Raw genomic sequence first — 14,365 nt, 5'->3', positions numbered from 1 at the left:
TACTTGTCAAGGTTCTGGCGCGCCGTGGCCGGTGGCCTTGCTGGCACTTTACTACCTTACCCCCACCTCAACCCATATGTCAATACCACCCACCAGCCAACGCTTGGATAAGGAGCGTTATGGGTGGCTGCAGGTAGCCCGGGGCAATGCGACTCTGAACGGGCTGCCCTTGCGAGAAGGGGATGGCGTGGCTATTGCCGAGGGAAGTGAGCTCCGTCTTTTCAGTTGCGCGAGTTTTGGCTCTTGGGTTGAGGGTAAGTCCATACGAATTCGGGATCCCCTTTCAGGAGGAGAAGAGAATCCCGTTCTCTTGAGGGTCTTGCTGGGTGAATTGAGAGAGAACTTGTTGCCAAAGGTGGGCGAGCTGGGATCCTTTGCCCTTGGCATACAGCAGGCGGGATCCCTCTGCCTGGGGATGGGCTTCTAGGCACAGCCAGAGGTAGGTTGCTGGCCAGTAGGGCAGGTACTGAGGCCACTCGATGGCGGTGATCCCAGCTTGGCTCCAAAGTTCTTCCAGCCCCAGATCGTCCAGAGCTGAGGACTCGGCTCCGCCAGAGGCGGACTCTAGACGGTAGAGATCGCAATGAAAAAGAGGGATCCGTCCCGTGTGGTATTCCTGCACCAGCACGAAGGTGGGGCTGTCGATGGGCTCCGGGATCCCCAGCCCTTGCCCCAGCCCCTGCACAAAGGTGGTTTTGCCGCTGCCCAGATTGCCCTCTAGAAGGATCACCAGGCCGGGAGGGGAGTCTGTCTTGCTCCTGCGCTGGGGGCTGTGTTGCGGGCCTCTGAGGAGGCGAACGGCGGCCTGAGCCACCAGGGCCGCCAGCGATTGGGTGGCAGCGGCAGAGGACAACACCAGAGGGGAAGCTTGTTGCCAAAGCTCTTCATCTCGTGCGCTCGCCATGGCTTACGGCTCCTTCGGGGGGTGCTCAGGGGCAGGGATCCCTGTCGAGAGAGCGGGTGAGGGCCTCACTGGGCTCAGGTGAGCAGAAGCACGTCTTTGAGCGGTCAGCATCAGGGCCAGGCCAGCTCCGATGAGCAGTAGGCTCACCCCCTGGGCCACCCGCAGGGGCCCCAGCATGAGGCTGTCGGCGCGCAGCCCCTCGATCCAGAAGCGTCCAAGACTATACCCCAGCAGGTAGAGGCCCAGGAGGCTACCGGGCGGAGGCTGGCGCCGATAGTTCAAAAAGAGCAGGATCCCGAAGAGGCCGAGGTTCCAGAGGGATTCGTACAAAAAAGTGGGATGCACGCGGGATCCGTCGGGGAGCTGCAGTTGGATCCACAGAGAACTAGCCGGAGACAAAGCCTTTCCATAGGCCTCGTTGTTGAAGAAGTTGCCCCAGCGACCGATGCTCTGGCCAAGGCTGAGGGAAGGAACGATGCAATCGGCCAGCAGCCAGAAGTTGATCCGATGCCGGTGGGCAAACAGGTAAAGCGCTGCAGTGCCCCCGAGCAAAGCGCCATGGATGGCCATTCCCCCCTGCCAGAGGGCCAGGACTTTCCACCAAGGGCCATCTCGATATCGCTCCCACTCAAAAGCCACGTAGTAAAAACGGGCAAGGGGCAGGGATCCCACCACCAGCCACGGCAGCAGATCGGACATGGAATTGGGGGGAAGACCGCGCCGTGCCGCCAGGTGGCGAGCTAGAAACAGGCCCAAAACGGTTGCTAAGCCGATCAGCAGGCCATACCAGCGTAGGCTGAATGGCCCCCAGCTAAACACAATTGGACCGGGGGATCGCAACACCAGGGTCGTGAACACGGCAGTATTCCTAAACCGGTCTTTCTAGCTCACTCTACCTGTTCTGCGACCCTCACCCCCAGCCCCTCTCCCTCAGGGAGAGGGGAGCTTGGAACCGAGGCAAGGTACGAGCTGACTGCAATTGGAGGGAGATCAAGGGATCCGCTGGGGGCAACAAGGCGACAATGTTAGAATGCAGGCTTGATTTTCCACCGCGACTCCTGGGGGAGGGTGCTGGTTATGGCCCGCAAAGCTGCCGACGTGAACAACGGCGACGACTTGGACAAGTTGAAGTCGGAGAAACGCAAAGCTCTGGATCAGGTGTTGGGCCAGATCGAGCGCAATTTTGGCAAAGGGGCGATCATGCGCCTGGGAGATGCGGCCCAGATGCGGGTGGAGACCATACCCAGCGGCGCTATCACCCTCGACTTGGCCATGGGCGGTGGCTACCCCAAGGGGCGAATCATCGAAGTCTTCGGGCCGGAATCTTCTGGGAAAACCTCGGTTGCTCTGCACGCCATCGCTGAGGTGCAAAAACGAGGGGGAACGGCTGCTTTTGTGGATGCTGAGCACGCGCTGGATCCCGCCTACGCGGCGGCTTTGGGGGTAGATATCCAGAATCTGCTCATCTCCCAGCCGGACACGGGGGAGGCCGCCCTGGAGATTGTCGATCAACTGGTGCGCTCTGCTGCTGTGGACATTGTGGTGGTGGACTCGGTGGCAGCGTTGGTTCCCCGCGCCGAGATCGAGGGGGATATGGGAGACGCCCATGTGGGGTTACAGGCCCGCCTGATGAGCCAAGCGCTGCGCAAGATTGCCGGCAACGTCAGCAAAACCGGGTCAATTGTTCTGTTCCTCAACCAGTTGCGCTCCAAAATCGGCGGCATCGGCTACGGCCCCCAGGAAACCACCACTGGCGGCAATGCCCTCAAGTTCTATGCGTCGGTGCGGCTGGATATTCGCCGCGTGCAAACTCTGAAGAAAGGTGCTGAAGAATACGGGATCCGGGCGCGGGTCAAGGTGGTGAAAAACAAAGTTGCTCCCCCATTCCGGCGGGCAGAATTCGACATCATCTTCGGCCAGGGCATCTCCAACATCGGCTGCATTGTCGATCTGGCCGAGGAGATGGGCATTCTCAAACGACGCGGTTCCTGGTACAGCTACAAAGAGGAAAATGTGGCCCAAGGGAGAGACAATCTGGTCGTTTACCTGAAAGAAAAGCCGGAGATCCTGGCGGAGGTGGAAGCGGCTGTGCGGGAAAAACTTTCTGCAGGGGTAACGGTTTCTGCCAGCCGACCGGGGGGGATAGAGGAGGGAGAGCAGGAAGAGGTTGAGGCCCCCATCTTTGCAGATGAGGAGTTTTGAAACGAGGGCGGCTCTTCAAGCTGTGCCTCTCAACTGGGCTCGCTGCTGGCGCAAAGCTTCGTAGAGCAGCAATCCCCCGGTCATGGCCACGTTGAGGGACTCGACGCCAGCAGCCATCGGGATCCGCACCTGGGCATCGGCCAGTTGGATCGTCGATTCCTGCAGGCCAGCCCCTTCGTTGCCCAAGAGAAAAAGGGTTGGCCGAGTGAGGTCGTGATCCCAGTAACAGGTGGCCAGAGGGGCGAGGGTGGCGGCCAAAACTTGGATCCCTTGGCGACGACAGGACTGGATCCAGGCGGGCAAGTCAGAGAGAACCTGAGGCGGGCGGCGAAACCACTGGCCGGCGGAGGCCCGCAGGACTTTGGGGTTTTCCGGATCGACGCTGTCTGCGCTTAGCCAGAGGCCATCGGCTCCGGTGGCCGCCACGACGCGGATCAGGGATCCCAAATTACCTGGATCTTGCAGCGTTTCGACCACCAAGCCCAGGCGCAGCGCCTCTGGGGGAGGGGAGGCGATTTGCCGGCTAACGGCCACAGCTACAACCCCTTCCGGAGACTCGGTCGTAGAGAGGGCCGCCATCACTTCCAAGCTGACGGCCTGCCGCCGCAGATGTTTGGGCAGGCTGGCCAACAAGCGGGGGTGACGCTCAGCCCAGTCGAAGGTGTAGCAGACAGCTCGCAGAGGCCAGCCGACCCCCAGCGCCTCTTCGAGGAGGTGGGATCCCTCGACCAGGAAGGCGCCCTGTTCTCGCCGGCCTTTGCTGCGGTGCAACTGCCGCAACTGTCGGATCCAAGGGTTTTTGGGGCTGGTGAGCAGCTCAGAAGCCATGCGGAGGAAGAGGAGAGATGGGGCGGGGAAGGCTTAATCGCGGCGACGCAACCGTTGGATAAAAAATCCATCCCGATCCTGGCGATGAGGCCAGATGAGCAGGGGATCCCCTTCGGCAGCCCAGTGGGGATGCCGGTTCAGAAAAGACTGGATGACTGCCTCGTTTTCGGCAGGATGCAGGGTGCAGGTGGCGTACACCAACAGTCCGCCCGGCTTGAGCCACCGGGCTGCCACCTGCAGAAGCTGAGCTTGCAGATGGGCCAGCTCTTGAATCTGGGCGGGGGTTTGCCGCCAGCGGGCGTCGGCGTGGCGGTGCAGGGTGCCCAAGCCGGAGCAGGGGGCATCCAACAACACTCGGTCGGCGCTCTGCCACGGGGGCAGGGGTGCAGGAGGTTCGGCAGCGGCGTCCAGGGAGAGCAGGTCGATGGCCAGGGGACGGATCGAGCTCAAGCCCAAGCGCTGCACATTTTCCTCTAGGCGGCGCAGGCGGTGGGGATGGCGGTCCAGGGCCCAGATCTCGCCGCGATCCTGCATCTGCTCGGCCATATGCGTGGTCTTGCCGCCCGGAGCGGCGCAGCAGTCGATGACTCGCTCTCCCGGCTGGGGATCCAGATAGTGCACCACCTGCTGGGCGCTGGCATCCTGAACGCTCCACCAGCCTTGGGCAAAGCCGGGCAGGGCCGTGATGTCGCCGGCATGTTGTCCCAGGCGCAGGGCGCCCGGCACCTCAGGGATGGGTGAGGCAGGGATCCCCGCTTCTGCCAAGGCTTGGATGACTTTGTCCACATCCGCCCGCAGCGGGTTGACCCGCAGATCCAGGTGGGGCGGCTGGTTGAACCAGGCGCACAACTGCTCGGTCTCGGCTGGTCCCAGGCGCTCCCACCAGAGGCGCACCAGCCAATCGGGAAAGCTATGCCGGATCCCCAAGGCCTGAATCGGGTCAGTGGGCAGAGTGTCCTGCAAGGGCTTGAGGGGATCCTTTTCCGCCCCATCCAACGCTTGCCGCTGGTAGGCGCGCAAGATGCCGTTGACTACCCCCGTCAGGGATCCCAGGCCCACCTGGCGGGCCAGCTCCACGCTGGTGTGAATGGCGGCCCTGGGCGGGATGTGATCCAGAAAAGCCAGTTGGTAGAAGCCAAGGTAGAGAATCAGCCGCAAATCGAGCGGTTGCTGGTGGGCGGGGCGCCGGGCAAAGCAGTCGATCAGGGCATCAAGGGTGCGGCGACGGCGGGTAATCCCATACACCAACTCGCTGACCAGGTGGCAGTCGGCAGGGATCAGGCGGCTATGGGCCAACAAGTGTTCTAGCACCACGTCGGCATAGGCGTTGTGCCGCTCGATCTTCTGCAGAGCCAAGAGGGCCAGTTGACGCGCGTTCATGGCCGCTCCAAAAAAGATCAGGTTGCTTCCCGACACAAAAGGATAGCTTGGTAGCCCCGCACTTGAGTGCGCGCCGGAAAAGCCCGCTAGCCACTTTAGTCGCTTACCCATGATGGGGGTCGTTGATATAGTTTCATAGCTCAAACAACCTGTTCCTGACTTCTCCCACCAACACCTTTTTCCTTCTCTTTGGCCAAAAAATGAGATGAACAACCGCTAGCCCCACACCATGGTTGTAGTGATTGTACCGTTGACTTTCCTCTCGCACTATCGCTTGCCCATGTCAGACTGCGGTTGTCATGCCGCTTGCCAACAATGATGAAGTACGGCTGTCAGCAGGTTCGAGTCAGGGACAGGGAGCTAGTCCCCCTATTAGAGTACTTGTGTCAACAGTCTAATAAGGTGTACAACTGTGCCCTGTACTATGCGAGACAAGTCTATTTCAAAACGAAGCGATGGGCAAGCTATGGTGCGCTTTGCGCTGAGATGGGGAGAACCCAAAGCAAGCACTTCATCGCAATGTATGTCTCCGCCGCACAACAGACGTGTAAGTCTGTAGCTGGAGTGGGTCTATGCCAAGCCTGCCCAGCCCAAATCACTGGATCCGAGAAAAGCTCTAGCAATTGACCACGGAGTCAACAACTGGCTTACGTGCGTTAGCAACTTAGGGCACAGCTTCATCATTGATGGCCGCAAAGTCAAGTCCTTTAACCAGTGGCACAACAAGGAGCTGGCTAGGCTCAAGACTCACAAGCCGCAGGGGTTTTGGTTGCAAAAGCTTGACCGAATTACGGAAACCGGAGAATGCGGTCCACAAAGCTGCGGGCAAGGTCATTGACTTCTGTTTGCACCACTCAATTGGGAGAATCCTCTTCGGTTGGAACAAAGAACAAAAACAAGAATGCGGTTTTAACCAAAACTTTGTTTTCGTCCCAACAGGTCGGTTCAAGGAGCGTATTGCGCAATTATGTCAGCATTATGGCGTTGAGTTTATTGAGGTAGAGGAGGCGTAAAGATCGCAGGCAAGCTTCCTAGATGGAGATGAGCTACCTAATTATGGTGAAAAACCCGACGGGTGGAGACCCTCTGGAAAGCGTGTCAAGCGGGGCCTGTACCAAACGGCAAAGGGGTGGTTGGTCAAGGCTGAGGCAAATGCTGCCGCCAATCTGCTTAAGAAAGTCAGCAGAACCTTGGGGCTTTGCCTTCAGGAACTGTCTAGAGGCGCTTTGACAACGCCGTTACGGGTTCTTTTGTGGACTGCGTAAGAATCCCCTGGGTGGGAGTGTCAACAGTCGCTCCACTAGGTAAAACCAGTAGGGTTGCCTCCCCTGCTTGCCCCGGCCGACCCACTCATAGAAGCCATCTGCCGGGATCAGGAGGCGGCGGCAAAAGGCCTGGCGGAAAGAGGGTTTTTCGGCCACCGTCTCGGCGCGGGCATTGATCCACCCAGCCTGGGGAGCTTGGCTCCACCTGGGGATCAAGCCCCAGCGGAAATGGACTGCCTGACGCTGCAGGGATCCCGCCACCACCGCCAGCACCGGCTGAGAAGGGGCGATGTTGTCGCGGGGCTGGAGCGCCCCAACTGCCCCCCTCTCGATTGGAAAATGCTGCTGCAGCCGTTCGGGGGCAACTGCCAGGCTAAACCGTCCGCACATCTGGGATCCCTCAGACCTTGGTGGAAATGCCCAGCAACTGCAGGATCCCCCGCAGCGGGATCTCCACCCACTCGGGGCGGTGGTTGAGCTCGTAGCCCAGCTCGTAGATGGCCTTCTCCAGCAGGTAGGCCTCGAGCAGCACTTCCAGCTCCTGCGGGCTGCGGGGCAGAAAAGCCCCTTGAGAAGCCACCTGCAGATATTCGGCCAAGAAGGCGGCGCAGACCCAGCGGTGCCAAAACTGGGCCCAGCGCATCATGTCAGGGCACTTGTCCCCGCAAACCAGCCCGCTTTCCAATTGCTGGCGCAAGCCGGTGTGGACGGCGTAGTGGAAAGAGCGCAGCATTCCCGCCACATCCCGCAGGGGGCAGCGTTTGAGGCGGCGCTCTCCTAGCGACCGGGCCGGCTCCCCTTCAAAGTCGATGATGACAAAGTCCTTGCCGGTAAACAGCACCTGGCCCAGGTGGTAATCCCCATGGCAGCGGGTGCGCAAAGCCGTGATCTTCCGCTCCAGGATGAGGCGGAAGCGGCTCATGATCCCCCCTTCTTGGTCGCGAACGGTGCGGGCCAACTTAGCCTCCAGTTCGGGCAGCTTGGGGATCTGCTTGTTGAGCAGCGGAAACACCTGCCCCACCAAATTGCGCATCGATTGATAGATGGAGCGCTGGTAGAGACTGGAGAAGGGCTCGGGGGCAAAGTCCTTGTTCTCGGTGTCGGCGGCCAAGGCAAGGTGCAGCTCGGCGGTGCGCTTGGCCAAGATCCGCACCGACTCCAGGTAGCTGCCGATGGTGGCGTAGGCCAGCTCCGGCAAGGGAAGGTGCGAGAGTTCCAGAAAGGATCCCCGCGGCACGGGCACCGCTTCCGCCTCTGCGTGATGAACCAGCACCGTCTCGAAAAACTGCCCCAGGCTGTCCAGCGTGTAGTGCCAGGCATCCCCCTCGTTGGGGATGTACTCCTGCAAGATGGCCAACGTGATGGGCTGATCGCCGGGATCAAAGCCCCGCGCCCCACGGCGGCGGCGATACTCCAGGGATCCCAACAGCCGCGGCACCCGCACCTGGGGATGGTGCTCCAGCAGATAGCGGCCGATCTCCAGCTCTGGATTTACCCCCTCGGCCACCTTGCGGTAGAACTTGAGGATGTACTGGCTGCCGTAGACCACCGAGGTGTTGCTCTGCTCCGCCTTGAGGATGCGGGGTTCCAGGCCGAGGTGGTACTCAAAAGGGGCAAAGGTGGTGGCCCACAGCTCCCCTGAGGAGTGGCGCAGACGGCCCTGCTGGGCGATGATCTGCAGCGGCAACGACAAAAAGCTTTTATCGGCCAGGGCGTCGAACAGCACGCCCGGCGGCTCCCCAGCCACTTGCACAGGGACAATCGCCGCCTGGGGCGCCTCTACGCGCAGGTGCATGGCCGCCTCCTGGATGGCATAGCCCACGGGTAAAGAGTAGAGTTCTGCCTCCCCCTCGGTAAACTCGACCTGCAAAAGCAAAATCTGGCCCCGAAAGGGGGGATCCCCTTCCCGGTTACAGGGAATGGCATCCAAGATCTGGGCCGACTGGATCTGGCGGGCTTTGGAGCCGAACCAACGGCAGCGGTAGAGGTAGTCGCCCAGCACCGCCTCCACCTGCTTTTGGCTTTCCCCCTGGAAGAGGCTTTCCCAACTGCCGTTTTGAACCAGCAGGGTGGGCAGGCGATCCAACTCTTCTGGCTTGCTGTGGCTGGGGTGGATCCGCTCCGTTTGTCGCTGCGGCTCGAGGGAAAACCAGTAGAAGGAGTGGGGGCCCAGGGTCAGGAAATAGGGCAGTTGGCCGATGGGAGGAAACGGCGTGCGCCCGAAGATCTCCACCGGGATCAGCCCCTCCCAGTGGGCCAAGTCCAGCTCCACAAACTGCGCGTAGCGGGAGAGGTTGGCCACCACCAGGATGCGCTCGTCGCCGTAGGCCCGCATAAAGGCCAGCACCTTGCGGTTTTCCGGGTGCAGCAGCTCAAAAGAGCCCCGGCCAAAGGCTTGGAAGCGCTTGCGCACCGCGATCATCCGTTTCATCGTCCACCACAGGGAATAGGGGTTGTTCCGCTGCGCTTCCACGTTGACGGTTTCGTAGTGGTACTCGGCGTCGATGACGATGGGCAGGTAGAGCTTCTGCGGGTTAGCCCGAGAGAAGCCGGCGTTGCGGTCGGCGCTCCACTGCATCGGCGTGCGCACGCTGTTGCGATCCCCTAAGTAGATGTTGTCCCCCATGCCGATCTCGTCGCCGTAGTAGATGACCGGCGTGCCGGGCAGAGAAAACAGCAGGCTGTTCATCAGCTCGATGCGGCGGCGGCTGTTGCCCAGCAGGGGCGCCAAGCGGCGGCGGATGCCCAGATTGACCCGCGCGTTGGGATCCTTGGCGTACACCTGGTACATGTAGTCGCGCTCCTCGTCAGTGACCATCTCCAGGGTGAGCTCGTCGTGGTTGCGCAGGAAGATGGCCCACTGGCAGGTTTCGGGAATGGGGGGAGTCTGCTGCAGGATGTCGATGATGGGGAAGCGATCCTCCATCTGGATGGCCATGAACAGCCGCGGCATCAGGGGGAAGTGAAAGTCCATGTGGCACTCGTCCCCGTCGCCGAAGTAGGCCACAGCATCTTCCGGCCACTGGTTGGCTTCTGCCAGCAGCATGCGGTTGGGATATCTTTCGTCAATGTATTTGCGTAGGGCCTTGAGGAAGGCGTGGGTTTCCGGCAGGTTCTCGCAGTTGGTTCCCTCCCGCTCGTATAGGTAGGGCACGGCGTCCAGCCGCAGGCCGTCCACCCCCATGCTCAACCAAAAGTCCACCACCTCGAAGATGGCCTTCTGCACGGCGGGGTTGTCGTAGTTGAGATCCGGCTGGTGGGAGTAGAAGCGATGCCAGTAGTAGGCCTTGGCCACCGGATCCCAGGCCCAGTTGGAGGTTTCAAAGTCTTGAAAGATGATGCGGGCCTCTTTGTACTTTTCCGGGGTGTCGCTCCAGACGTAGAAGTCCCGCTCAGGGGTGCCGGGGGCGGCGCGCCGAGCCCGCTGAAACCAGGGATGCTGATCGGAGGTGTGGTTGAGGATCAGCTCGATGATGACGCGGATCCCGCGTTGGTGGGCGGCATCTAGAAAGATTTTAAAGTCCTCTAGGGTGCCCAGCGCGGGGTTAACGTTGGTAAAATCAGAAACATCATAGCCATCATCCCGCAGCGGGGAAGGGAAAAAGGGCAGCAGCCAGATGGCCGTGATGCCCAGATCCTGCAAATAGTCCAGCTTTTCGGTCAAACCCTGGAAGTCGCCCACGCCATCGCCATCACTGTCGAAAAAGGCGCGCACCGGTAGCTCGTAGATGATCGCGTCTTTGTACCAGAGGGGGTTGTAGGTTAAGGGAGAGACGAGGCTGCGCAGAGGGGCTTGGCTCATCATATCGGCAACAGAGACAGGATTTGGACACCTTGGCAACCCTAACCGTTGAACAGGGATCCCCTCAATAGGCTGCAGCCTTTTCTGGGGTGCCAGGGATCCCGGTAGGCGATGCGGTTTTGGGTCTGACAGGGTGATTTTAACCCCTCACCGCCAGCCCCTCTCCCTGAGGGAGAGGGGAGGTAGGGAGGAAGGGTTTTGCAGCACTGGCACCAATTAGGCGATGCCGGTTCGCTTCTGGGCTTCCTTACGGGAGACGGCTACATGGCGCAGGCCGGCGCGGATCAGCTCCTGCTCGATCAAGGCGAAGAAGCGCTGCCGATCCCCGCTGCGCACCACGGCCAGATGGTGGGCTTCCGCCAGGGCGATGGGGTAGCCAAAGCCCTTTTGCACCTGGCTTAGCACTCCGGCCAGGGCCCGCTGCAGCAACTCGGCGTCTTGAGCCACCCAGGCGGGAAACTCTAGCCGGGCGATCTCCGGCAGGGATCCCTCCCCAGGGTTTGCGCCGACATTCAAGTAACAGCAGTGGATGTGGTGTTCCCCAAAAGTCTCCAAGACGCTGGCGCCACTGCGCCAGAGGGGGCTGCGCTCTCCCGGCTGCAGCAGGGATCCCCAAAAAACGCGATCTGCTAGGGGGGCAAAGGGCTGGCAGGGGGGAGTTTTCTCGCCGGCGCAGTAGCGATAGCAGTCGCAGCCCAGGTAGGGACACAACCCCAGGCGCAGATAGTTGAGGGTTTCGCTGCTGCGGGAAGCGCTGATGTAGCCCACCAGGGGGATGCGAGCTGCCCGCAACTGCTCCAGAGTTGCCAGGATGGGATCCAGCCAGGGACGCTGGGCTGGCTTGGGCAGCGGCTCCAGCCCCCAGGGGATGAGGGATCCATCCAGCAGCGCTAGCACGGGGCGACTCCTAGGCAGCGGCAGGGCCAATTGGGCCAGCTCCTCCAGCTCTGCCTGAGCCCGCCGCAAAGCCAGCACCGCTTCGGCATCCAACGCAATCTCCCCCCCCTCCCCGCGATCTTCTTCCCCAAGGCCTACGGCCTGCCTACGCGATCGGCTGGGTCGGTGGCGAAGAGGGTGGAGGGCTGTTCCTGGAAGAGAGTTGGATCGCTCAGGTTGAGCAAAGGGCTCCTGCCCGTAGATCAGCAGGGGCTGGCTGTCCAGCAGCGGCCACTCTTGCGTGCCGTAGTGGAGAGCCACCCGCCCGATGTTGATGAGCGAGCAGTAGGCAATCTCGTGGTGGCTGGGCAGGATCTGGGAGCCGTCGGTGGCCACCACCGTGTGCGGCCCCTGCAAGGGCTCGACTTTGGGCAGGGATCCCCAGGTTTCCGGCGGCTCGGCGGGGCTGGCGCAGGTAAAGGCGAGATGGGAGCTCCACTCCGCCCAGCGCGACTGCCAGGTTTGGGGTTCTCGCTGCAGGCGGGCAAACTCCTGCAAGGCCAGGCGCAGACGCTCTTGGTTGGCCTTCGACTCCTGCTGCAGGTGGCGGGCAAAGGCGGGAATCTGCCCGCTCAGCTTAACCAGATCCAGCATAGGCGGCTGGCTCAGCCCTGCCGGCGGCCAGGGGCTCCACTTCGGAGGGATCCCTCTTGCCCTCGCTCGCGGGGTATGTGGTGGCAGCGGTAGCTGCGCCCAGCTCCTCTAGCGGAAACTCCCCGTAGACTTCGCTGCTGTTGTTGGGGCTCTCTTGCAGGCGAACCCGATGCAGTTGCACCCCCAGCTCGCGCAGGGGCAAAGTCAGCAGCCGCTGGACGTAGAGGGCGATGTTTTCGGCGGTGGGCACCACCTGGGCAAAGTAGGGGACGTCTTTGTTCAAGAAAGTGTGATCCAGGGGCTTCACCACCTGCTCCTCAATCACCCGCTGCAGAGCTGCCAAATCCACGATCATCCCTGTGCGCGGGTCGATGGATCCCTTGACGGTAATCTCCAGGCCATAGTTGTGGCCGTGGCCGTGAGGGCGGGCGCAGAGGCCGTAGAGGGCAGTGTTCTCCTCCAAACTTAGGTGATCCAAGGCCAAGCGATGGGCGGCGCTAAAGTGGGTGGCAACGGTCAGGTAGGCTTCCATGGCTTCTCCTCGGTATTCGGCCCAAAGGTGGGGATCCTCGTAGAGGCGCACGCTGGCTAGCGGCAGAGCATCGGCCAGGCGCTGCCAGATGGCGTAGGCAATGAACTCGGTGGTGGGCAGGGTTTGGGCAAACTCTGGCCAAGCTTCGTTGAGGTAGGCAAGGTTCAGCTCCCGAATTACCCGCTCCTGAATCACCCGCTTCACCTGCGAGAGGTTGAGCACCATGCCGTACTCGTCTACCTCCCCCGTCAGGCCCACCTCCAGCACGTAGTTGTGGCCGTGGCCGGGAAAGCGGGCATGGGGGCCGAAGCGGGCCAGGTTCTCGGCTTCCGAGAGCTCCGGCAGCCAGTAGCGGTGGCTGGCAGCAAATTGGGCGCGGCGGTAGATGGTACAGGTTCTGGACATGAAGGCTATGAACTGTAGAGGATCCCCCCTTCAGCATAAACCCCAAACCGGCACTGTCCCCGCGGCGAGGGATCCCTGGGCCTATCTCGACGCGCCTTCCTATAGCGCCTCGGGATAGATGGCTAAAATCTCGTCCTGATGGGACTAGGAGTGTGTCAACCTGGTAAAGGTAGGGAAGTCTTCGGGTCGCAGGGAGCGGCAGACGAGGGAGCGGCTGTGGTCTATCGGGTTGGGCTATTGGGGCTGGGTACTGTCGGCACAGGCGTGGTCGAGATCTTACAGCGCCCTCCTCATCCTCTGTTGCAGGCAGTTGAAATTGCGGCGGTGGGAGTGCGTTCCCTGGACAAGCCGCGGCTGGTGCCGATTCCGCCTGAGCGCCTGACCACTGACCTAGAGCGGATTGTCTCGGATCCAGAGATTGATGTGGTCATTGAGCTCATGGGCGGCCTGGAGCCGGCTCGCAGCCTTATCCTGAAAGCCATTGACCACGGCAAACCGGTGATCACGGCCAACAAGGCAGTGATTGCCCGCTATGGGATGGAGATCTTTCAGGCTGCCGCCCAGGCCAGGGTGGCCGTGCTCCTGGAGGCAGCGGTGGGGGGTGGGATCCCCGTCATCCAGGCTTTACAGCAGTCGCTACGGGCCAGCCGCATTCAGGCGGTCTGGGGCATCATCAACGGCACCACCAATTTCATCCTCAGCCAGATGGCCCAGGAGGGCAGCTCCTTTGCCGAAGCGCTGGCCCAGGCCCAGGCCCGCGGCTACGCCGAGGCGGATCCCAGCGCCGATGTGGAAGGATGGGATGCGGCGGACAAGATCGCCATTCTGGCCAGCCTGGCTTTTGGGGTGTCGGTACCGCGACAGGCCATCCCCTGCGAAGGGATCGGCAGCATCAGCTCCACCGACATCCGCTACGCCCGCGAGTGGGGCTATACTTTTAAGCTTTTGGCCATCGCCCAAAGGGCCGAGGGGCAGGGAGGTGAACCAACCCTGGATATTCGCGTCCACCCCGCCCTGCTGCCGGTTACCCACCCGCTGGCCAACATCCACGGGGTGGACAACGCCGTCTGGGTGCAAGGGGATCCCTTGGGGCAGGTGGTGCTGGCTGGGCCAGGGGCGGGCCGGGGGCCAACCGCCAGCGCGGTGGTCGGGGATCTGCTTATCCTACTTGCCCACCTGCAGACGGGGGCTCAGTTGCCCAATCCCCTGTGGGGCTTTGCCGCCTCCCCTCCTGTTGCCTCCTTGCTGCCGCTGGCAGAGGCGCAGTCGGAGTTTTACGTGCGAGTGCTGGCCCAGGATCGGCCGGGGGTGATGGGGGCCATCGGCACCTGCTTTGGCCGGCACGGGGTGAGCCTGGAGAGCATCACCCAAAAGGAGTGCCACCAGGAGTTGGCGGAGATTGTGATCCTCACCCACAGCGTGCGCGAGGCCGACTGCCGCCAGGCGCTGGCCGAGATCCAGCAGCTTCCCCAGGTGGCCGAGATCCCCAGCCTATTTCGCGTACTGCGCTAACGAAG

The 14,365-nt window shown here is 61.7% G+C and carries 10 protein-coding genes and 3 pseudogenes; 4 read left to right on the top strand and 9 right to left on the bottom strand.

Translation table 11 applies throughout. The annotated features are described in order from the left end of the window. Nucleotides 1–76: 76 nt before the first annotated feature. Nucleotides 77–208: pseudogene (locus tag ACVW0R_RS10170) on the top strand (pirin family protein); the annotation flags it as partial. A gap of 75 nt (nucleotides 209–283) precedes the next feature. Here ACVW0R_RS10170 and tsaE read toward each other — a convergent pair. After that, the gene (tsaE, locus tag ACVW0R_RS10165) at nucleotides 284–904 is read right to left on the bottom strand and encodes a tRNA (adenosine(37)-N6)-threonylcarbamoyltransferase complex ATPase subunit type 1 TsaE (protein ID WP_099812231.1); all 621 of its coding nucleotides are present in this window, start codon (nucleotides 902–904) and stop codon (nucleotides 284–286) included. Between the two features lie 3 nt (nucleotides 905–907). After that, complete coding sequence (gene lgt, locus ACVW0R_RS10160) at nucleotides 908–1,762, bottom strand: prolipoprotein diacylglyceryl transferase (protein ID WP_457502015.1); 855 nt, start codon at nucleotides 1,760–1,762, stop codon at nucleotides 908–910. Nucleotides 1,763–1,981: 219 nt separating this feature from the next. Between lgt and recA the strand changes: the two genes are divergently transcribed. Further along, a complete protein-coding gene (gene recA / locus ACVW0R_RS10155) occupies nucleotides 1,982–3,106 on the top strand; it encodes a recombinase RecA (RefSeq protein ID WP_099812230.1) in 1,125 nt (374 codons plus the stop codon). Nucleotides 3,107–3,121: 15 nt separating this feature from the next. On the opposite strand, the gene ACVW0R_RS10150 is transcribed toward recA, so the two are convergent. From ACVW0R_RS10150 to ACVW0R_RS10140, 3 genes and pseudogenes are all read right to left on the bottom strand, one after another. Further along, entirely contained in the window at nucleotides 3,122–3,934 is an 813-nt protein-coding gene (locus ACVW0R_RS10150) for a TrmH family RNA methyltransferase (RefSeq protein ID WP_011429966.1), read from the bottom strand. 33 nt (nucleotides 3,935–3,967) lie between these two features. Further along, nucleotides 3,968–5,314 (bottom strand): 16S rRNA (cytosine(967)-C(5))-methyltransferase, encoded by a 1,347-nt coding sequence (locus tag ACVW0R_RS10145; RefSeq protein ID WP_011429967.1) that lies wholly within the window; start codon nucleotides 5,312–5,314, stop codon nucleotides 3,968–3,970. A 136-nt stretch (nucleotides 5,315–5,450) separates the two neighbouring features. Further along, nucleotides 5,451–5,582 (bottom strand): annotated as a pseudogene (locus ACVW0R_RS10140) (IS200/IS605 family transposase); the annotation flags it as partial. 50 nt (nucleotides 5,583–5,632) lie between these two features. Here ACVW0R_RS10140 and ACVW0R_RS10135 point away from each other — a divergent pair. After that, nucleotides 5,633–6,579, top strand: a pseudogene (locus ACVW0R_RS10135) (transposase). On the opposite strand, the gene ACVW0R_RS10130 reads toward ACVW0R_RS10135, so the two are convergent. The 4 genes from ACVW0R_RS10130 to ACVW0R_RS10115 form a co-directional block, all read right to left on the bottom strand. Beyond that, the gene (locus tag ACVW0R_RS10130; RefSeq protein ID WP_457502014.1) at nucleotides 6,553–6,969 is read right to left on the bottom strand and encodes an SOS response-associated peptidase; all 417 of its coding nucleotides are present in this window, start codon (nucleotides 6,967–6,969) and stop codon (nucleotides 6,553–6,555) included. The pseudogene ACVW0R_RS10135 and the gene ACVW0R_RS10130 sit on opposite strands and share 27 nt — an antisense overlap. 10 nt (nucleotides 6,970–6,979) lie before the next feature. Further along, nucleotides 6,980–10,381, bottom strand: a complete 3,402-nt coding sequence (gene treS, locus ACVW0R_RS10125; protein WP_099813207.1) for a maltose alpha-D-glucosyltransferase — start codon at nucleotides 10,379–10,381, stop codon at nucleotides 6,980–6,982. Between the two features lie 216 nt (nucleotides 10,382–10,597). Further along, complete coding sequence (locus ACVW0R_RS10120) at nucleotides 10,598–11,911, bottom strand: DNA double-strand break repair nuclease NurA (protein ID WP_011429970.1); 1,314 nt, start codon at nucleotides 11,909–11,911, stop codon at nucleotides 10,598–10,600. After that, nucleotides 11,895–12,848: a 6-carboxytetrahydropterin synthase gene (locus ACVW0R_RS10115; protein WP_457502013.1), complete on the bottom strand. Its 954-nt coding sequence runs from the start codon at nucleotides 12,846–12,848 to the stop codon at nucleotides 11,895–11,897. Before ACVW0R_RS10115 ends, ACVW0R_RS10120 begins: the two co-directional genes overlap by 17 nt. Nucleotides 12,849–13,064: 216 nt before the next feature. Here ACVW0R_RS10115 and ACVW0R_RS10110 point away from each other — a divergent pair, with 216 nt between their 5' ends. Beyond that, a complete protein-coding gene (locus ACVW0R_RS10110; RefSeq protein WP_457502012.1) occupies nucleotides 13,065–14,360 on the top strand; it encodes a homoserine dehydrogenase in 1,296 nt (431 codons plus the stop codon). The last annotated feature ends 5 nt before the right edge of the window (nucleotides 14,361–14,365 follow it).

The organism is Thermostichus sp. MS-CIW-15 (assembly GCF_054060575.1).
The sequence above is the reverse complement of the archived record's forward strand: the minus strand, read 5'-3'. Positions and strand labels throughout refer to the sequence as shown.